The organism is Acinetobacter wuhouensis (genome assembly GCF_001696605.3).
Classification (GTDB): domain Bacteria; phylum Pseudomonadota; class Gammaproteobacteria; order Pseudomonadales; family Moraxellaceae; genus Acinetobacter; species Acinetobacter wuhouensis.
Window position 1 is genome coordinate 783963 of record NZ_CP031716.1, and the last position, 20948, is coordinate 804910.

Annotated in this window: 15 protein-coding genes, 1 rRNA gene and 1 pseudogene; 11 read left to right on the forward strand and 6 right to left on the reverse strand. The window is 39.6% G+C overall.

Annotated features, from left to right (window positions below; genetic code table 11):
• Positions 1-43: 43 nt before the first annotated feature.
• A 5S ribosomal RNA gene (rrf, locus tag BEN71_RS04380) occupies positions 44-158 on the forward strand.
• A 432-nt stretch (positions 159-590) separates the two neighbouring features.
• On the opposite strand, the pseudogene BEN71_RS04385 reads toward rrf, so the two are convergent.
• A pseudogene (locus BEN71_RS04385) lies at positions 591-1576 on the reverse strand (IS3 family transposase).
• 148 nt (positions 1577-1724) lie between these two features.
• Here BEN71_RS04385 and BEN71_RS04390 point away from each other — a divergent pair.
• Positions 1725-2837, forward strand: coding sequence for a hypothetical protein (locus tag BEN71_RS04390; protein ID WP_068974066.1), 1113 nt, complete (start codon positions 1725-1727; stop codon positions 2835-2837).
• Positions 2838-2902: 65 nt separating this feature from the next.
• Positions 2903-4099, forward strand: a complete 1197-nt coding sequence (locus BEN71_RS04395) for a hypothetical protein (RefSeq protein WP_068974065.1) — start codon at positions 2903-2905, stop codon at positions 4097-4099.
• Between the two features lie 156 nt (positions 4100-4255).
• Here the strand turns inward: BEN71_RS04395 and BEN71_RS04400 are convergent, their stop codons facing one another.
• The 4 genes from BEN71_RS04400 to BEN71_RS04410 form a co-directional block, all read right to left on the reverse strand.
• Positions 4256-5539: a ribonucleotide-diphosphate reductase subunit beta gene (locus BEN71_RS04400; protein ID WP_068974064.1), complete on the reverse strand. Its 1284-nt coding sequence runs from the start codon at positions 5537-5539 to the stop codon at positions 4256-4258.
• Positions 5540-5681: 142 nt separating this feature from the next.
• Positions 5682-5813, reverse strand: a complete 132-nt coding sequence (locus BEN71_RS04405) for a preprotein translocase subunit YajC (RefSeq protein WP_086322764.1) — start codon at positions 5811-5813, stop codon at positions 5682-5684.
• A 53-nt stretch (positions 5814-5866) separates the two neighbouring features.
• Positions 5867-5989: a hypothetical protein gene (locus BEN71_RS19425; protein ID WP_257220019.1), complete on the reverse strand. Its 123-nt coding sequence runs from the start codon at positions 5987-5989 to the stop codon at positions 5867-5869.
• Positions 5990-6253: 264 nt separating this feature from the next.
• Positions 6254-9067 (reverse strand): ribonucleoside-diphosphate reductase subunit alpha, encoded by a 2814-nt coding sequence (locus BEN71_RS04410; protein WP_068974063.1) that lies wholly within the window; start codon positions 9065-9067, stop codon positions 6254-6256.
• Positions 9068-9669: 602 nt separating this feature from the next.
• Between BEN71_RS04410 and bfmR the strand changes: the two genes are divergently transcribed.
• Together bfmR and bfmS are read left to right on the forward strand one after the other, a co-directional pair.
• Positions 9670-10383, forward strand: coding sequence for a response regulator transcription factor BfmR (gene bfmR, locus BEN71_RS04415; RefSeq protein WP_068974062.1), 714 nt, complete (start codon positions 9670-9672; stop codon positions 10381-10383).
• 78 nt (positions 10384-10461) lie between these two features.
• Complete coding sequence (bfmS, locus tag BEN71_RS04420; RefSeq protein WP_068974061.1) at positions 10462-12111, forward strand: sensor histidine kinase BfmS; 1650 nt, start codon at positions 10462-10464, stop codon at positions 12109-12111.
• Between the two features lie 97 nt (positions 12112-12208).
• Here the strand turns inward: bfmS and BEN71_RS04425 are convergent, their stop codons facing one another.
• Positions 12209-12559: a hypothetical protein gene (locus BEN71_RS04425; RefSeq protein ID WP_068974060.1), complete on the reverse strand. Its 351-nt coding sequence runs from the start codon at positions 12557-12559 to the stop codon at positions 12209-12211.
• 736 nt (positions 12560-13295) lie between these two features.
• Here BEN71_RS04425 and BEN71_RS04430 point away from each other — a divergent pair.
• The 6 genes from BEN71_RS04430 (at position 13296) to nuoG (ending at position 20946) form a co-directional block, all read left to right on the forward strand.
• Positions 13296-13844 carry an NADH-quinone oxidoreductase subunit A gene (locus BEN71_RS04430; RefSeq protein ID WP_068974059.1) on the forward strand — a complete coding sequence of 183 codons (549 nt, stop codon included), beginning with the start codon at positions 13296-13298 and terminating at the stop codon, positions 13842-13844.
• 7 nt (positions 13845-13851) lie between these two features.
• Complete coding sequence (locus BEN71_RS04435) at positions 13852-14529, forward strand: NuoB/complex I 20 kDa subunit family protein (protein ID WP_010115110.1); 678 nt, start codon at positions 13852-13854, stop codon at positions 14527-14529.
• A gap of 86 nt (positions 14530-14615) precedes the next feature.
• Positions 14616-16403, forward strand: coding sequence for an NADH-quinone oxidoreductase subunit C/D (gene nuoC, locus BEN71_RS04440; protein ID WP_068974058.1), 1788 nt, complete (start codon positions 14616-14618; stop codon positions 16401-16403).
• A 12-nt stretch (positions 16404-16415) separates the two neighbouring features.
• Entirely contained in the window at positions 16416-16925 is a 510-nt protein-coding gene (nuoE, locus tag BEN71_RS04445) for an NADH-quinone oxidoreductase subunit NuoE (RefSeq protein ID WP_068974057.1), read from the forward strand.
• Entirely contained in the window at positions 16922-18253 is a 1332-nt protein-coding gene (gene nuoF / locus BEN71_RS04450) for an NADH-quinone oxidoreductase subunit NuoF (protein ID WP_068974056.1), read from the forward strand. The genes nuoE and nuoF overlap by 4 nt, the downstream gene beginning before the upstream one ends.
• An 11-nt stretch (positions 18254-18264) precedes the next feature.
• Complete coding sequence (gene nuoG, locus BEN71_RS04455) at positions 18265-20946, forward strand: NADH-quinone oxidoreductase subunit NuoG (RefSeq protein ID WP_068974055.1); 2682 nt, start codon at positions 18265-18267, stop codon at positions 20944-20946.
• The last annotated feature ends 2 nt before the right edge of the window (positions 20947-20948 follow it).

Here is a 20948-nt window from a genome sequence, read left to right on the forward strand (position 1 = left end):
AAATACAGTTAAATAAGACCAAGTGATTAATCATAAACAGTTTGCTGGCGACAATAGCAAGAGTGAACCACCTGATCCCTTCCCGAACTCAGAAGTGAAACCTCTTAGCGCTGATGGTAGTGTGGGGTTACCCATGTGAGAGTAAGTCATCGCCAGCTTTTAAATTTAAACACCCCAATCTCTAGCGAGATCGGGGTGTTTTTTTATTGCCTGAAAATTAAAAGGATTTAAAATAATTAAAGATATAGTAAAACTGCCTAATTCCCCATACAAATGTGAAAAATAACTTGAAAAGAGTATCTATTGATTCAACTAACCATTCTCTCCGTTTCTTCCTCCCCTATTCATGCCCATATTTTTTAATGGGATTTAAATCTGGGCTATAAAGTGCCAAAGTATCTGATGTTTATATTGTGCTAATAAATCTTGGGTATCTTGTCGTTTATAAAATGTAGCATTATCCATAACAATTACTCAGTGCGCAGACAATTCAGTTATCAAAAAAATTTCTACCCAAAAATTGATAAATTGCACCAATTGCATAGGTCTGATGTGTGCTGAAATAACAGGAGACTTCCACTTGGGAGATTTTAGGCAGCCAACTTGTAAAAGTCCTCTGCCATTTGATTTGGTGTCTTAAAATCCAGTCCTTTCTGAATCCTTTGTTGATTATAAAATAGCTCTATGTATTTTATAATATCTGCTTTAGCATCTTCCCTTGTTTTGTAGTTGCGATGGTGAACCAACTCATTTTTGAGTATGCCCCAGAAGCTCTCAATAGGTGCATTATCGTAACAGTCTCCTTTTTTGCTCATTGAACCCTGAAATCCATATTTTTCAATCATATTACGATATTCATGACTGCAATATTGACTACCTCTGTCCGAATGAACAATTAAGCCTTGAGATGGCTTATGATTGCGAATCGCCATACTCAGTGCATTGCAAACGAGATCTGCTGTCATACGTTCACTTAAGCTATAGCCAACCACTTGTTTGCTACAAAGATCCTTTAAAGCAGCCAAATATAACCATCCTTCATTTGTCCAAATGTAGGTAATGTCACTTACCCATGCAACATTTGGAGCAGTTACTGCAAAGTTTTGCTCTAACAAATTATTGTAAACTGAACGATTATGATCGCTATTTATTGTCCTTTTAAAACGCTTATGACGCTTACAGTACAACTGATTTAGTTTTTTAATACAACGGACTGCATACTCACTGATTTGAATGCCTTGTGACTGTAGATACTTCGCTAGACGAACATAACCATAGCTTTCATGGGTTTCCTGATATGCTATTTTGACTAGGATTGTCTGCTGGTTTCTTAGAACAACTCTTTTACTCATGCCTCGTTTCAACCAGTCATAAAATCGCGAAACTGACACTTTTAACAGCTTTGCCATCATAGTAATTGGATATGTATCTTTATACTGTTTCATACAGGCGTACCTCACTGACTTTCCTTGGCAAAGTACGCTGCTGTTTCCGAAACATTGCCTTTATTTTCTTCAATTTGTTTTATTGCTTCAGCTTTAAATTCTGCTGTATAAATCTTTTGCTTTTTGCTCATGGTAAACTCCTGATAAGTACGTTTAGTTTACCAAGTTAAAGTCTCCACTTTTATCAGCACACATCAAATAGTTGTAGGTGTAGAAGCATTACCTCGTTCTCAAGTTGCTATATTTGAGAAATATTTTAAAAATGCAATTGACCGTATTGTGGCTTTATCTTCATCAAATCAAAGGCTATACCATGAGGATATTGAAGATGCTTTATTGAATATTGCTGAAGTGTTATGGAAAGAAAATTGTAGAACTTTAGAGTTTAGACAGGCTCGTAGAATTGCTAATGATATTGTTGATTGGGGGAGTAGTTTAATAAAAAGTCTTGAATCTGAAGGTGTTCTATTAAGATATAGATCGCAGAGTGGAAGGCAAGAGATTGGTTTTACTTATGATCTAATGGCGGGCTTTAAAATAGCTGAATACTTATTGAAAGGAGATTTTAATAGTTGGATAATGCAAAATAGTAATAAAATTCAGTATAACCAATCACATTCAAATACTTTAGCTTATGATGTTTTTAACTCATTGGTTGGCTTATATCCTAAATCTAATTCTAGAAAACAATTTTGGCAATTGTTGGATGGCGATTACAGGGAGCAGGCTCTTTTAAAAACTACGCAAGAGCAAGCGGCTCTTATCAATAGAGAAACAATAGAGCAATTTCAGACGTATTTATTATCCTCAGAAAAATTTGCTTCTAAAGCATTTGCAAAGCTGAAAACTACTCGTTCTGCATATGCCTATCCATTTGATGCAAATTTCTTAGATAAATCTTTAAGAAATATGAGCAATACATACCGTGATTTAACATGGTCTGAATGGATAAGAAAAAATTCTAGAGAACTTAAAAATGACCTAGAAGTCCTTGAAAAAAGATGGTCTGAAATACAAATTGGTTCTAATGAAAAAGGTCGAGCTATATGGCTCCAATGGTTATTAACAACTAACCATAGAGATTTAAGAGATCAAGCTACAAAAGTACTTTCTATATATGCGAAAAAAGATCCAAAAACATTTTTTGAGATGGCAATTAATTCATTAGATATTACGGATCCATATGTGCCTGAAAGAACTTTTGCTGCAGCGTATGGAGCTATTTTAAGTGCTGATTTTACTGATGGAAAAGAAATAAATAGTAATGTCTGTAATTTTGCGATACGAATAATTGAATCTTGTTTTTTGCCAAATGCCCGACACTTTACGACTCATACAATTTTGAGAGAATATTTCTTAGGTATTATTAATCATGCTTTAACTGTAGTGTAGATCAAAATTTTGTCAGTCAAGAATATTTAAATTATTGTCAAAAGCCTTATAAGCATTTACCAAACTTGTTTGAGAGTCTTCCTGATGTTAGTGAAGAGAGAATAATTGAAGTCAAGAAAGTAGCTCTTCGTATGGACTTTAATAATTACACTATTGGAAGGCTAACTACTAATAGAGCTAATTATGATGATTCACATCCTGATTATATTAAAACAAGAAAAACTATTTTAAAGAGAATGATTCAACTTGGATATGAGCCTGAGAAATTTCAAGAGATTGATAGAGATATAGGCTCGAGTTCTTATTATGATCGTGATGTAAAAATAGATAGATATGGGAAAAAATATAGTTGGATTGCTTTCTATGAAATGTATGGGTGGAAAGCTGATAGAGAGCTTTTAGATGATTGGCGTAGTAATGAAAGATGTAGCGATGTGAGCATCGATCCAACATTCCCTAACGTTACTAATTCTTGGAATCCAGCACTTACAGATATATTTACCGATGCTCCAAATGATATTGGTGAGTGGATTGTAAATGGGCCAATCCCGAATTATTTGGATTTATTAGAGACTCAGCAGTTTACCCAAACTGATAGTTGGATTTTACTGAATGGATTTCTGAAAGAGGGCTCGAAAGCGGATTATCGTGAAATATTTACATTCATGAGAGGTTTTTTTATTTCTAATGAACACATTTCCACAATAAGTGATTTTATTTTAAATGAAGATGATATTGGTGGTATTACTTTGCCACAAATTCCTGAAAACCATTACAAATACGCAGGTGAAATGGTTTTGGGAAATACATTTTTGAAACTGAATGGTAATGTAAGCAGTCGAATGAATTTTGATTCATGGGATGAATCTAGCTTTTTAATAGAAGTTCCTGTGCACTCTTATTCTTGGGAGTCTTATCATAGTACTTTAAATCAAGCTGGGGGAATAGATTTTCCAACCCCTGAACTATGCGAGAGACTAGGTTTAAAATATCATAATGGTGATCCAGACTTATATGATCCTGATGGGGTAGCATCTATTTTTAGAACCTTTAAATCTGATAATGATATTTTGCAAGGCAATTTATCATATTTAAGAAAAGATCTTTTTCAAAAATATCTTGCGGAAACTGAACAAACTTTTATGTGGGTATTGTCGGGGGAGAGGAGACAAAACTATAACGGTGGTGTAGAGGTATATGAATATTTCAGAACTAACCAATATCGGCATAACAAGTTTATATTTGGAAGAATGATCAAATAGTTAAATTAGATTAACTTATGTGATTAAAATTCAATTTGAATTAAAGGAAAAACCGCCATTAATGGCGGTTTCTCAATGACAACTTATGTGTCGCGCAATGACATTTTATGTGTCGCAAATGACAACTTATGTGTCGCGTGACGACGTAAAAAAGTATTACCAGCTTAACGCACCACCAGTCTGATAGTCTGTTACGCGCGTTTCAAAGAAATTCTTCTCTTTACGCAAGTCCATCATTTCAGACATCCATTGGAATGGGTTGTTCACACCTGCAAACTGTTCAGGTAAGCCCAACTGAGCCAAACGACGGTTTGCGATGAATTTCAAATATTCTTCCATCATCGCTGCATTCATACCCAATACACCACGTGGCATTGTGTCACGCGCATATTCGATCTCAAGCATCGTACCTTCAAGAATCATTTGAACGATTTCTTCTTGGAATTCAGCAGTCCACAAGTTTGGATTTTCGATCTTGATTTGGTTAATCATGTCGATACCAAAGTTCAAGTGCATAGACTCATCACGCAAGATGTATTGGAATTGCTCAGCAACACCGTTCATCTTGTTACGACGACCCATTGACAAGATTTGGCTGAAACCACAGTAGAAGAAGATCCCTTCAAGTACACAATAGAAAGCGATCAAGTTACGTAGTAAGATTTGATCGTTTTCAGGTGTACCAGTTTTGAAAGTAGGATCACTTAAAGACTGCGTATATTTCAAGCCCCAAGCTGCTTTACGCGCTACTGATGGAACTTCACGGTACATGTTGAAGACTTCGCCTTCATCCATACCTAAAGATTCGATGCAGTATTGGTAAGCATGTGTGTGAATCGCTTCTTCAAATGCTTGACGTAAAATGTACTGACGGCATTCTGGGTTAGTAATGTGACGGTAAATCGCAAGTACCAAGTTGTTTGCAACCAAAGAATCGGCAGTTGAGAAGAAACCTAAAGAACGCATCACAATAGTACGCTCATCTTCGGTTAAGCCATTTTCAGACTTCCAAAGTGCGATGTCATGGTTCATGTTGACTTCTTGTGGCATCCAGTGGTTTGCACATCCATCTAGGTATTTTTGCCAAGCCCATTCGTATTTGAATGGTACAAGTTGGTTCAAGTCAGCGCGACAGTTGATCATGGCTTTATCATCAACTTGTACACGTTGTGCACCCATTTCAAGCTCTTCTAAGCCAGGTGCAACATCCAATGTTTCTAAGGCTGCAGATGCTCTTGCCAAGGAATCGGTTGAATGTTTTGTGGTTCTTTGATTGGTTCCAGCGGGTTGTGCAGTTGCCAAATTCTGCGATGATTGCTGTGCATCAGATACCACTTGCGAATCAGTCGTTTTCTTCGGTTCGACGGGCGCAGGCTGGTGAGCTTGTGCAGCTTGTTTCGGTTCATCATCTTCGAAATCGTCCCAACTTAGGATAGACATGTTTGTTCTCTCTTCGTTGCTTTATATCTGTTATGGACATCTTACAAACGAAGATGTCACTACTATACGCTCATTCTGTGTAAGCAAAATTAAGTTTTGCCGATAGTTGTCTTAATCTTGTTCGAAAGAACAGATACCCACACTACTTATTTTGCTTACGCTTTTGTTGCTTACGAATGGCAAAGAATGCGTATGCCATTGGTATATAAAAAATTAAAAAGGCTAAGATCAGTGCGATTACGCCTAACTCGTAGTTATGACTTAAATGGAACATTTCTTAGTCCTAATTAATTTTTTGGAAGAGCCTTAAAGTAAGGCTCCTTTCAATCATTTTTTAGATGATTTAGTAGGCTTTACTGTTTCAATAACTGTGGTTTTGGGGTGCTTTTTTGCATATTCCAAAGTCACATATTGACCAGTGATAGCACTTCGAGCAGCTTTATTAGCCATGACTCATACCTCATTGATACAAACTTAAGATGACTCTTACTGGCTCGATAACTAATTCAATGATAGAATCACTCTCGCATTCACATATGCCAGCCTCGTTGTGACCATCTATGTATCACTTCGAGATTGTAAGCCTTCTAGTTAGTTTTGACGGACGCTAGAGGGCTTTTTTATTGCCTAAATTTGGAATCCCCCTAAATCCCCCTTTGTTAAGGGGGACTTTTCTCCCTCCTTGGAAAAAGGAGGGGCGGGGAGGATTAAAAATTACTGACAAGCTTCGCAATCAGGATTGTCGATTGAACATGCTTGAGGAACTGGCGCTGCATTTGCAAAACCATCTTCTTCAGCAGGTGCTGCAGGTTTAGTTTCAGCAACTGGAGCTGCAACAGTCGTTGGTTTAACTGCGTTCAATGCACCTGTATTGATTGTCGATTTCTCGGCAGAAGTCGCACCCAATGCACGGAGGTAATAAGTCGTTTTAAGACCACGTAACCAAGCCATCTTATAGGTGATGTCCAATTTCTTACCATTTGCACCAGAGATGTAAAGGTTAAGCGATTGCGCTTGGTCGATCCATTTTTGACGACGTGATGCAGCATCTACGATCCAACGAGTATCGACTTCAAATGCAGTGGCAAAGATTGCTTTTAATTCTTCAGGAATGCGGGCAATTTTTTGTACAGAACCTTCGAAGTGTTTCAAGTCATTGACCATCACAGAGTCCCAAAGACCACGATCTTTTAACGCACGTACTAAGTACGGGTTGATCACTGTGAATTCACCAGAAAGGTTAGATTTCACATAAAGGTTTTGGAATGTAGGCTCGATAGACTGAGAAACACCACAAATATTTGAAATAGTTGCAGTTGGTGCAATCGCCATCACGTTTGAGTTACGCATACCGTCTTTTTGAACTTTGGTACGTAAAGTATCCCAGTCCAAACGTTGTGTACGATCAACTTCGAACATACGTTCAGGACGTGATTTCGCCACGATTTCTAAAGAGTCGATTGGAAGAATACCTTGATCCCACAATGAACCTTTAAATGTTGAATAAACACCACGTTCAACAGCCAAGTTGCTTGACGTTTCAATCGCGTAGTAGCTGATCACTTCCATAGATTCATCAGCGAAGTCTACTGCTTCATCCGAACCATAACCCATGCCCAATTCATATAAAGCATCTTGGAAGCCCATGATACCCATACCGACTGGACGGTGTTTCAAGTTTGAATTACGTGCTTGTTCAACCGCATAGTAGTTAATGTCAATCACGTTATCGAGCATACGAACAGCAGTTTTCACTGTGCGAGCTAGTTTTTCACGATCTAACTTGCCACCTTGAACGTGTTGTACAAGGTTGATCGAACCTAAGTTACATACTGCGATTTCATCTTTATTGGTATTTAAAGTGATTTCTGTACATAAGTTAGAAGAATGAACTACGCCAACGTGTTGTTGTGGTGAACGTAAGTTACATACGTCTTTGAATGTGATCCAAGGATGACCCGTTTCAAACAACATTGACAACATTTTGCGCCATAAGTCTTTCGCACGGATTTTCTTATGCAGCATGTTTTGTTCTTTGGCAATGCCTTCGTAATACGCATAGCGTTCAGCGAATTCTGCACCTGTTAAATCATGAAGATCAGGTGTTTCTGATGGTGTGAATAATGTCCATTCAGCATCTTCAAATACACGTTGCATGAACAAATCTGGAACCCAGTTTGCCGTGTTCATGTCATGGGTACGACGACGGTCATCACCTGTGTTTTTACGAAGCTCTAGGAATTCTTCAATATCCAAGTGCCAAGTTTCTAAGTATGCACACACCGCACCTTTACGTTTACCACCTTGGTTTACCGCAACAGCAGTATCGTTGGCAACTTTAAGGAAAGGTACAACACCTTGAGATTTACCGTTTGTTCCTTTGATGTATGAGTTCAAAGCACGCACTGGCGTCCAGTCATTACCTAAACCGCCCGCCCATTTAGAAAGTAGGGCATTGTCACGCATTGCACCATAGATGTCATATAGATCATCTTGGATGGTGGTTAAATAACAGCTCGATAACTGAGGACGTAAAGTACCGGAGTTAAATAATGTCGGCGTAGATGCCATGTAGTCGAAGCTAGACAATAAGTCATAGAACTCGATTGCACGTTGTTCTTTATTATCTTCGTTTAACGCAAGACCCATCGAAACACGCATGAAGAACAATTGCGGAAGTTCGAAACGGATATCATTTGAATGAATGAAGTAACGGTCAAATAAAGTTTGTAGACCTAAGTAAGTAAATTGGTTTGAACGCTCAGGTTTGATCGCAGCCGCCAATTGTGCAAGGTCAAAGTTTAAAAGCTCTGGTGAAAGTAACTCTAACTCGATCCCTTTTTTCAAATAGGTTTCAAGTGCGTCATTTTCTAAAGTATCTGGCGCTAAACCTAAGAATTTAAGACCAGTCGCAACCAAGTCATCACGAAGTAAACGCGCAGTGACATAAGTATAGTTAGGTTCTTGCTCAATACGGGTACGTGTAGCCATCATCATGGTGGTTGAGATGTCTGACTGTTTTACACCGTTATATAAGTTTTTAACTGTTTCATCGACAATGGCTTGAACTTCAATGCCTTCTAAGCCTTCGCTGGCTTTTTGAATCGTGGCTTGAATTTTACCCAAATCAAGAGGCTGAAGCTGACCGTTCGCATCTGTGATTTGTAAGGTAGGGTGATGATGAGCACCTGTTTGTTTACGTGCTTCGGAACGTTGATCACGATAGATCACATAAGCACGTGCAACTTTTTGTTCACCTGTACGCATCAAAGCCAATTCAACTTGGTCTTGAATCTCTTCAATATGAATTGTTCCGCCAGATGGTAAACGACGATTAAAAGTATTCATCACCATCTCAGTGAGCTGAGTGATGCGATCGTGAATACGGCTTGAATCAGCACTTTGTTGACCTTCTACAGCCAAAAAAGCTTTACCAATTGCTACAGAAATTTTATCTGCATCAAAAGCGGCAACATCACCAGTGCGTTTAATCACTTGAAGTAGACCGGGGGTTGTAATGGCGTTCATTGTCAGCGTAGCTCCATTGTCTTCATTGTTATGTTTATGGACCATTTGAATCGGACATACTGAAAAGGATAGTTGTCACGATATTTGAGGACTAAAACACAATACTTAGTGGTTTAATTTAATTTAGAACACAAGATACGGGAATTTTATGTGCATATCAATATTGACATTTTAAGAATGTTTTATCCCTAAACAGTAAATTTTTATGCCTGTCTTTTTTCCTAAAAGAACCGTTTTTGTTATATGCCTTATATGACAAGGGCATAGCATAGCAAAGACTGCAAAGAGTGCTTATAGATAACTGTGTGGATAACTCAAAAAGCGATGAACTGATGAGACAGAATATGTACAATGAAATATTTTGTATAGAAAATCACGTCTATATTGATTGTTATAAAGAAAAATTTTTAATCAAAGTTTTAAAAATTCAAAAGTGTCGACAATTCAACAGTTAATAAAAATATTACAAATTGATACGCTCATGTATCAGTTTGGTGAATAGGGTCTTGTTTACAATGTAAACGTGTGTATATTGCAAATCATAGTGTGTTGAATCTACGAGATTTGTAGTAGTCACCCAATTAAATATAGGGGCAAATTAAATGAGCCAAGAAGAAAAGTTACCAAAAATTCTGATTGTTGAAGATGATGAGCGTCTCGCTCGTTTAACTCAAGAATATTTAATCCGTAATGGACTTGAAGTTGGGGTAGAACCAGATGGCAACCGTGCCATTCGTCGTATTATTGCAGAACAACCTGATTTAGTTGTTCTAGACGTGATGTTACCAGGTGCAGACGGCTTAACGGTATGCCGTGAAGTGCGTCCACATTATCATCAACCGATTTTAATGTTGACAGCTCGTACCGAAGATATGGATCAAGTGCTTGGTTTGGAAATGGGTGCAGATGACTATGTCGCTAAACCTGTTCAGCCACGTGTTTTACTTGCTCGTATTCGTGCTTTATTACGTCGTACAGATAAAGCGCCTGAAGATGAAGTTGCACAACGTATCGAGTTTGATGATCTTGTGATTGATAACGGTGGTCGTTCAGTTACCTTGAATAACGAATTGGTTGATTTTACCAGTGCTGAATATGACTTGCTCTGGTTACTTGCATCAAATGCGGGTCGTATCCTTTCTCGTGAAGATATTTTTGAACGCTTACGTGGTATCGAATACGACGGTCAAGACCGTTCAATTGATGTGCGTATTTCACGTATTCGTCCAAAAATTGGTGATGATCCCGAAAATCCAAAACGCATTAAAACCGTACGTAGTAAAGGTTATTTATTCGTAAAAGAAACAGGTTTATAAGCAATTCATTCTTTATCTAAGCTACTTATTTTTTATCCTTGTAATAAAGATAAGTAGCAAGCAAGAAGGTTAGTTTGCGTGTCTAAACACAGCATATTCTTACGTATCTACGCAGGATTGGTTATTCTTGTCGTTTTGGTAGCATTATTTGGATATTTATTGGTTCAAATTATTAACTACCAACGTGCACAAGAATACCGTGAGTCTTTGACTGATGGAATTTCCTATGTCATCAGTGAGGGTGTGGCACGCCAACAAACTGAGCAACAGCGCTTAGATTGGATTTCAGATGCATCAGATTTACTTGAACTTCCAATTTATTATTTAGATTCAGCAAAAGTAGATTTATCTCGTACAGAAGAAAAACGGATCTCTGAGCAAAAAGCAGTTGTACGCTATGATGCAGAACAGGGGATTGCCTATTTGGTGTTGGGAATTCGTAGTGATCCCAAACATTATCTTTATATCAAAGTAGATCAAATTGGTGAGCGCCAAATGAAAGCGCTTCCAGTATTTATTTTAGATTATCTGGTCTATTATCCAGGTCAAGAACAAGAATATCTCAAAAAAATTCAGCAACACTTTTCTTATAAAGTGGGTGTTGAAAAAATATCACAACTCAATTTAGATTCCGAACAAATCGGTCGATTGCGTTCAGATCAAAGTGTGATCTTATGGCGAGATAGTGCGACAGCGCGTGGGACAACGATTTCTATTGTTTCGCCCTTGCCAAACTCTCCAACTGATGTTCTGACCCTCGGTCCTGTCCCAATGTTTAATTGGATGCCTGTAAAACTTGCTGCGGGTATTACTTTATTGAGTATGTTTTTATTGTGCTTGGGCGTATACGGTTTGATTGTGCCAATGCAACGTAAATTACGTCAAGTCAATCAAGCTTTAGATGTGATGAAAACAGGGGATATGTCACAACGTGTACCTGTAGAAGGCTATGATGAAATGGCAAGCTTGGCATCTAGCTATAACAATATGTCTGATCATATTCAGCGTTTGATCGAAGCACAGCGTGAGCTAATGCGTGCAGTTTCACATGAATTACGTACACCAGTGGCGCGAATCCGTTTTGGTATGGAAATGCTTGCAGATGAAGAAGATCATGAGTATCGTCTACAACAGGTTGAAATGATTGATAAAGATATTGAGGCTTTAAATACCTTGATTGATGAGATCATGACTTATGCGAAATTGGAGCAGGGCACACCATCACTCGATTTTGAGCAGATTGTATTGGTTGAATTGTTGCAACAGGTTGCAGTAGAAACTGAGGCATTGAAAACGCAGAAAACGATTCATTTAAATCCTTTGTCATCAGATGTCATGGTTGAAGCGGAGCGTCGTTATCTACACCGTGTTGTACAAAATTTAGTGGGCAATGCTGTGCGTTATTGTGATCAGCAAATTAATATTAGTGGTGGAATTAATTATCAGACAAAAATGGCTTATGTCTGTGTAGAAGATGATGGTCCTGGTATTCCTGAAGAAGATCGTAAGCGTGTTTTTGAGGCTTTTGCACGTTTAGATGATAGTCGTACTCGTGCATCAGGTGGTTATGGGCTTGGGCTGTCTATTGTCAGTCGTATTGCTTATTGGTTCGGTGGAACGATTGAGGTTGATGAAAGCCCAGATTTGGGCGGTGCGCGTTTTACGATGTCATGGCCAATGGAGCGTTTTAAAAAGAAAAAAATCGGGACATTAAAAGACCAAGCTTAAATCATTATGCTGTCTCGTTCTAAAATAGATTGAGATAAAAAAGATTGAAATAAAAAGCCCAATCAAATTTGATCGGGCTTTTTTATGAATGTCATATTTATTCTTGGATACTGGCATCTGGCTCAATAATAGCTTTGCCATCTTTTAATGATTGCAATGCATCCGCATTGAAATCAATCAGCAAACTATTTTGTTCAGCGTCGATTTTATAACTGCTAATAATTTTTTGATCACCATTAATTGTGTCAATACGATATTCATCAGCAATATTTAAAATGCCTTCTAAATTGGTTGTTGTTGCAGCTAAGTCTTGACGAAAAATTTCATAAACATCACGTAAATCAAAAATGGCATTTTGTGCATCTTGGTGTTTCTTGACGTAGTTTTCGATATGACGAATCAGTAATTGTGCAAATAAAAAGTAATTTGGTTTACTTGAAAATTCCATATTGTTGTACCCCTGATTTATAGGTTTAAAAGGTCTTGGTTTGATGTTGTTAATTCTTAGCATACACATCAAATAGTGTTGGTGTGTATAAAGTTAATTAACAGATGTTATTCATTTGAAAAATAATTGAATAAGCTTGAATGCTTATCAGGTAGGTTAAAAGTAGGCATAAGTGAATCTAATTTTAAACATAAAAATGGGTTTAATTTTGCAGTAGTAGAAATTTGATAATTAACGAACATTGGATTGTTTGATTTTAATTTAAAATAATTATTTTCTCATAATGTGATATTTGTTTCCCGAAATAAGCAGGATGGAGTTTATTTTTTGGTGTAGAATGTAACAAAATATTAAATTATTGATCGTGGTTAAAATCATAAAATTGTCGGGAAAAATGATAAAAATAGTGTTGAACTCTGCTTTTTTATGGCTAGATAAATAAGTTAAATTGCTGATTAATCATTCTTAATTCATCGATTGGAATCAAGGTTCGGAAAAAATAATAATAATCAGGAAAGGGATTAGATAAAGCGATAAGTGAATGCTATATAGCGTACAATCATGAAAAATTATGTGTTTTGCCTAAAAAATCATCCGAAAGACTTAGAGCTATTAACTAGCAAGTGATGACATCAATCGGGTACAATTGACCAGATTTATTTTGTGTTTGGTGTATTTGCAAGGCCAATACATACATTCTTTGTTAAATAATAGGCCTGCCAGGAGTTATCCCCGCATGAGTGCCATTACTCCATACGATTGGGCAATTATAGCCTTCGTGATCGGCGTGACATTTTTATGTGTCTTTATGCTCACCGTTCCTTTACTCCTAGGGGGTAAATCATGGGGACGTGCGAAGCAAGAGCAATTTGAATCAGGTGTGGTTAGTGCTGGTGGAGCACGTATCCGCTTGTCTGCTAAGTTCTATCTTGTTGCTATCTTTTTCGTGGTATTTGACCTCGAAGCTCTCTATCTATATGCATGGGCAACCTCTGTCCGTGAAGTAGGTTGGGTTGGATTCACAACAGCGGCAATATTTATTTTGGTTTTACTTGTTGGTTTGATTTATGAAATGTCGACTGGTGCGTTGAATTGGGCACCTTCGGATCGTCGTAAAGCAGCTGGTATTAAAGCTAAAATTGGTTCTCCAAATATGGATCTTGCAGAAATTACTCGCTTCAATTCAATTGAAGAGTTGGTGGTTGATCCTACAGGAACAATTCCAGCTCAATCTTCTGGTCGTGTGAAAGATAAAACACCGGCTAAGTCTCTGAATAAGGAGTAACTCGGGAATGAAATATACTTTAACCCGTGCGAACCCTGAAGCTGAACAATATCCGCTTCAAGATCGTCAAATCGTGACGGATCCACTTGAAGAAGAAGTGAATAAAAATGTGTTTATGACTCGTTTAGAGGATGTAGCACATACAGCTGTAAACTGGGGCCGTAAAAACTCATTATGGCCTTTTAACTTTGGTACTTCATGCTGTTACGTGGAATATGCAACGACTTTAACAGGCGTGCATGATTTATCACGTTTCGGTGCCGAAGTTATTCGTGCTTCACCGCGTCAGGCGGATTTGATGATCGTTGCAGGGACGTGCTTTGTAAAAATGGCGCCTGTAATTCAGCGTTTGTACGAGCAAATGCTTGAGCCTAAATGGGTGATCTCAATGGGTGCATGTGCAAACTCTGGTGGTATGTACGACATTTATTCAGTTGTACAAGGTGTGGATAAAATTATCCCTGTTGACGTGTACGTTCCAGGTTGTCCACCACGTCCAGAAGCATTGATCCAAGCATTAATGTTATTGCAAGACCAAATTCAATTAGAGCGTCGTCCGCTTTCTGCGGTTATCGGTGATGATCTTAAGCCAGTGTATAAGCCAAAGATGATGCCAGAACGTGACCGTAAGAACGCTGAACGTATTGCAGTGAAAAACTTACGCTCTATGGATGAGATTGAGTAATTTTTTCTGATGAATGTTTGACATATTCAAAGAGTATGATCATCAGAAAATTTGACAGAATTTGTATTAAATAGGAAGCCAAGCCAATGGCTGAAACTGAAATTGCTATGCCAGAATCGACTCCTGTTGATTCCCGCCCAGCATTTGCGATTGTAGAAGATCTCAAAGCCAAATTTGGCGAGAACTTTTACGTGCAAACGACCTTTGAAGATTTTCCAACGGTCTGGGTTGAGCGTGCTCGTGTACAAGACGTTTTAATGTACTTACGTACAGTACCACGTCCTTATGTGATGCTGTTTGACTTATCAGCAGTAGATGAGCGTTTGCGTAATCACCGTGATGGTTTACCTGCATCTGACTTTACTGTGTTCTATCATTTGTTATCGCTTGAGCGTAACAGTGATATTCGTATCAAAGTCGCGTTGAATGAGAATGATATTAACATTCCAACCGCAACGAACATTTGGCCGAATGCCAACTGGTACGAACGCGAAGCTTACGATATGTTCGGGATCAATTTCGAAGGGCATCCAATGCTCCGTCGTATTTTGTTACCAACTTATTGGGAAGGTCACCCACTTCGTAAAGAATATTCTGCACGTGCGACTGAATACACGCCGTATATGCAAGACAAAGCCAAACAAGATTTCGAACAAGAACACCTTCGTTTCGTTCCAGAAGACTGGGGTCTAACCCGTGGAAATGACGATGAAGACTTCATGTTCTTGAACTTGGGTCCTAACCATCCATCTGCGCACGGTGCGTTCCGTGTGATCTTGCAGTTGGATGGTGAAGAAGTGAAAGACTGTGTGCCTGATATCGGTTATCACCACCGTGGTGTGGAAAAGATGGCTGAACGTCAAACTTGGCATTCTTTCATTCCATATACAGACCGTGTGGACTACCTCGGTGGTTGTGCGCAAAACATGCCTTATGTGATGGGCGTTGAGCAAATGGCAGGAATCACTGTTCCTGACCGTGCACAATGTATCCGTGTGATGATGTCTGAATTGTTCCGTATCAATAACCACTTGTTGTATATCGGTACAGCGATTCAGGATGCGGGTGGTATGACTCCTGTATTCTATATGTTCGCAGACCGTCAAAAAATCTATGACGCGATTGAAGCGATCACAGGTTTCCGTATGCACCCAGCGTGGTTCCGTATCGGCGGTACAGCACACGACCTTCCAAACAACTGGCAAAAACTGATTCGTGACATTCTCGAATGGATGCCAAAACGTTTGAAGGAATACCATACTGCGGCGCTTAAAAACTCAGTATTTGTTGGTCGTACACGTAATGTTGCGCAATACGATGCAAAATCTGCATTGGCTTGGGGTGTGACAGGTACAGGTCTACGTGCAACAGGTATTGATTTTGACGTTCGTAAATATCGTCCATACAGTGGCTACGAAAACTATGATTTCGAAGTGCCATTAGAGTATGAAGGCGATGCGTATGCACGTGTAATGGTTCACTATCGTGAAATCGAAGAATCATTGAAAATCGTCAAGCAGTGTTTGGATAATATGCCGTCTGGTCCATATAAAGCGGATCATCCTTTGGCAGTTCCACCACCAAAAGACAAGACTTTACAAGATATTGAAACTTTGATTACGCACTTCTTGAGCGTGTCATGGGGTCCTGTAATGCCAGCAGGCGAAGCGTCTGTGATGGCAGAAGTTGTGAAAGGTGCATCGAACTATTACTTGACTTCTGATAAGTCAACGATGAGTTACCGTACCCGTATTCGTACACCAACTTTCACGCATTTACAGCAAATTCCTTCCGTGATTAACGGCAGTCTTGTATCTGACTTGATCATTTATTTAGCGACGATTGATGTCGTTATGGCTGACGTGGATCGCTAAGGGGTACGCATTATGATGATTTTGACTGATAAAAAGCCACGTGTGAATGTTGAAGGGATTTTAACTGCTGAAGAAATCCATGAAATTGAACATCACATTGGTCATTATCCATACCCACGCGCAGCATCTTTGGATGCCTTGAAATGCGTACAACGCCGTAATGGTTGGGTGGATGATGCGCAGTTACATGCAATTGCTCAATTATTGACAATTACAACTGCGGATTTGGAAGGTGTTGCAACTTTCTATAACCGTATTTACCGTCAGCCTGTTGGTCGCCACGTGATTTTATTATGTGATTCGATTGCTTGTTTCTTGATGGGTGCGGAAACTTTAGCGGAAGCTTTCCAACGTGAATTGGGTATTCAATTTGGTCAAACGACAGCTGATGGTCGTTTTACTTTATTGCCGATCTGCTGTTTAGGGAATTGTGACAAAGGTCCAACCCTAATGATTGATGAAGATACTCACGGTTTGGTTGAAGTGACTTCTGTGAAACAGTTATTGGAGAAGTATGTATGAATACCGAACCAAAACCAATTTATGGCGAAGGAAATCCTGAAACTCACCCACTCACATGGCGTTTGAGCAAACAGGAATTCGTTCGCAGCGCGGACGATTACGAAGCACTTGAAGGTTATGCTGGCTTTAAAAAAGCATTGGGCATGAAACCTGCTGAAGTGTTAGATGTCATCAAAGCAGCGACTGTAAAAGGTCGTGGTGGTGCAGGTTTCCCAGCAGGGATTAAATGGTCATTGATGGCACCCAATGATGGTGGTCCTCGATACCTGATCTGTAATGCCGATGAAATGGAACCAGGTACATTCAAAGACCGTTTGTTGATGGAAAAACTTCCACATCAATTGATCGAAGGGATGTTGATTGCAGGTTATACCCTTGAAGCTACACAAGGCTATATCTTCATTCGTGGTGAATACATCGAAGCTGCTGGCTACTTAAATGAAGCTTTAGAGCAAATTCGTGCCAAAGGTTATTTGGGTGATAACATCCTTGATTCAGGATGGAGCTTTGATTTACACGTCCATACTGGCGCGGGTCGTTATATCTGTGGTGAAGAAACTGCATTGATTAACTCGCTTGAAGGTCGTCGTGCAAATCCACGTACTAAGCCACCGTTCCCGCAAGTTGCAGGTGCATGGGGTCGTCCTACGATTGTCAATAACGTAGAAACCTATAACAACTTACCAGCAATCATGTTACGTGGTGCTGAGTGGTATGTTGGTTTATCTCAAGGCAAATCGAAAGATCCCGGTACCAAGATTTTTGGCGCATCAGGTAAAGTGAAATTCCCTGGTCTTTGGGAATTACCATTCGGTACAACTGCACGTGAAGTCATCGAAGACTACGCAGGCGGTATGCGTGATGGTTTAAAACTAAAAGCTTGGTTACCAGGTGGTGCATCTACAGACTTCTTGGCAGCTGAACATATTGATTTGCCGATGGATGCTGAAAGCATCATGAAAGCAGGTTCACGTTTAGGTACATGTTTGCTTATGGTTGTGGATGAAACCCAATGTATGGTTTCTGCTACCCGTAACTTAGAAGAATTCTTTGCACGTGAATCATGTGGATTCTGTACACCATGCCGTGATGGTTTACCTTGGGCTGTAAAAGCACTAAAAGCAATTGAGAATGGCGAAGGGAAGATGGAAGACATTCAACATCTTCAAGAGCTTACTCGTAAGTTGTGGATTGGTAAAACATTCTGTGCTCATGCACCGGGTGCGATGGAACCATTGATGGGTGCGCTCAAATATTTCCGTAGCGAGTTTGAAGCTAAAGTGACAGATCGTCCTGTAGCGCAAGCAAGCAACGTAGAACAAGTTTAAGGAATTCGACTATGGCTACAATTCATGTCGATGGAAAATCGTATGAAGTCAATGGCTCGGAAAACTTGCTACAAGCATGTTTGAGTCTCGGCATCGACATCCCATATTTTTGTTGGCATCCAGCTTTAGGTTCTGTCGGTTCTTGCCGTCAATGTGCTGTGACTCAATATGCGAACCCTGAGGATACTCGTGGTCGTTTGGTCATGTCATGTATGACGCCTGCATCTGACAATACCTATATCTCGATTGAAGATAAAGAAGCAAAGGATTTCCGCGAATCTATCGTGGAATTCTTAATGACCAACCACCCACACGACTGTCCAGTCTGTGAAGAAGGTGGTCATTGTCATTTACAAGATATGACGGTGATGACACAACACGATCGTCGTCGCTATCGTTTTACCAAGCGTACACATCATAACCAAGAACTAGGTTCTTTCATTGCACATGAAATGAACCGTTGTATCGCGTGTTATCGTTGTGTTCGTTACTATAACGACTATGCGGGCGGTACAGATTTTGGTGTATATGCCAATGCATCACGTGTTTACTTCGGTCGTCCAGAATCAGGTACTTTAGAGTCTGAATTCTCAGGTAACTTGACTGAAGTATGTCCAACAGGTGTATTCACGGACAAAACTCACTCAGCACGTTATAACCGTAAATGGGACATGCAGTATGCGCCAAGCGTATGCCAAGGCTGCTCTTCAGGTTGTAATATCTCTCCGGGTGAGCGTTATGGTGAACTTCGTCGTGTAGAGAACCGCTTCAATGGTGAAGTGAACCAATACTTCCTTTGCGATAAAGGTCGTTTCGGTACAGGTTATGTAAACCGTGAAGATCGTCCACGTCAGCCACAATTCCGTAAAGGTGCTTCTGTAGAAACTGTTTCAGTTGATACAGCATTGGATACGGTGATTGCAAATGTTCAAGGCAAAAAAGTCTTGGGTATTGGTTCGCCACGTGCATCACTTGAATCTAACTACGCACTACGTGAGTTAGTTGGTCAAGAGAACTATTCAACAGGTCTTTCTCAGAAAGAACAAAATCTTGTTGAATTGGCTGCTTCAATCATGCAAACCGAAGGTGTTTATAACCCTGGTATGCGTGAAATTGAAAGCTATGATGCTGTGCTGATCTTAGGTGAAGACTTAACACAAACTGCACCACGTATGGCATTGTCTGTTCGCCAAGCTGCGAAAAACAAAGCAAAACAAATGGCTGCAGACCGTCGTACTCAAGATTGGTTAGCTGAACCAGTTAAACGTATTGGTCAGGATGAGAATTCTCCAATTTACATCTTGGCTGCAACTCAGACTCGTTTAGCCGATGTCGCTGCGGGTGAAGTTGTTGCATCTCCAAACGATATTGCACGTTTAGGTTTTGCAATTGCTGCGGGCGTGAAAGGCGAAGCGATTCTTGGTTTAGATGATGATGCGAAAGCATTTGCACAAACCATTGCGGATACGTTGAAAACTGCGAAAAAACCATTGGTTATCTCTGGTACAAGTTTACAAGACCCTGCAATCATGGAAGCTGCTGCACAAGTTGCGCAAAATCTTGATAATGCTGGCTTGACATTAACTGTGCCTGAAGTGAACTCAATGGGCTTGGCATTGTTTGGTGGTTTAAGCTTAGAACAAGCTTTTGCACAAGATTATGATTCAATCATTGTGGTTGAAAATGATTTGTTCCGCCGTTTACCTGCAACTCAAGTACAAGCTGCTTTTGCTAAAGCGCAAAGCGTGATTGTTCTTGACCATTCAGAAACTGAAACAGTGAAAGCTGCGAATGTTGTATTGTCTGCTGCAAGCTTTGCTGAAGGCGATGGTACTGTCGTTTCTCAAGAAGGTCGTGCGCAACGTTTCTACCAAGTTTATGATCCAAGTTACTACAAACCAGAACTTGCGATTAAAGAATCTTGGCGTTGGTTACATGCCATTGAAACTGGCGTGAAAGGCAAAGCGATTTCTTGGACATTGCTTGATGACGTAATCGAAAGCGTTGTTAAAAATGTACCTGTACTTGAAGCGATTCAAGATGTTGCACCAGATGCGGGCTACCGTGTTCATGGCTTGAAAATTGCACGTGAACCACGTCGTTATTCAGGTCGTACAGCGATTCGTGCGCCATTAAACGTACATGAGCCTAAACAACCTATCGATAAAGATTCTGCATTAACATTCTCTATGGAAGGTTATGTAGGGAATCAAACACCTGCAGCATTGGTACCATTTGCATGGGCACCAGGTTGGAACTCTCCACAATCTTGGAACAAATACCAAGACGAAGTGGGCGGTCACTTGAAAGGTGGTGATTCAGGCGTTCGTTTATTTGATCGTTTAGCAAAACGTCCTGCACGTAGCTATGTTGCACCAACAGCAGTTGTGGCAAACCCAGATAGCTTCCGTCTTGTACCAATGCATCACATTTTTGCTTCTGGTGAATTCACTGTGAAAACACCTGCGATGGAATCTCGTATTCCAACTGCTGCTTTTGCAGTGGGTGAGCAAGATGCTGCACGTTTAAATGTTCAAGATGGTCAAAACATCACAATTAAAGCAGGTGAAACTTCAATTAGTTTGCCAGTGCAAGTGATTGAATATTTACCTACAGGCTATATCGGTTATCCAATAGGCCAAGCACCTACAGTTTCACTCGCTGAACCTGTATCTGTAGCGGTAGGAGTGTAATC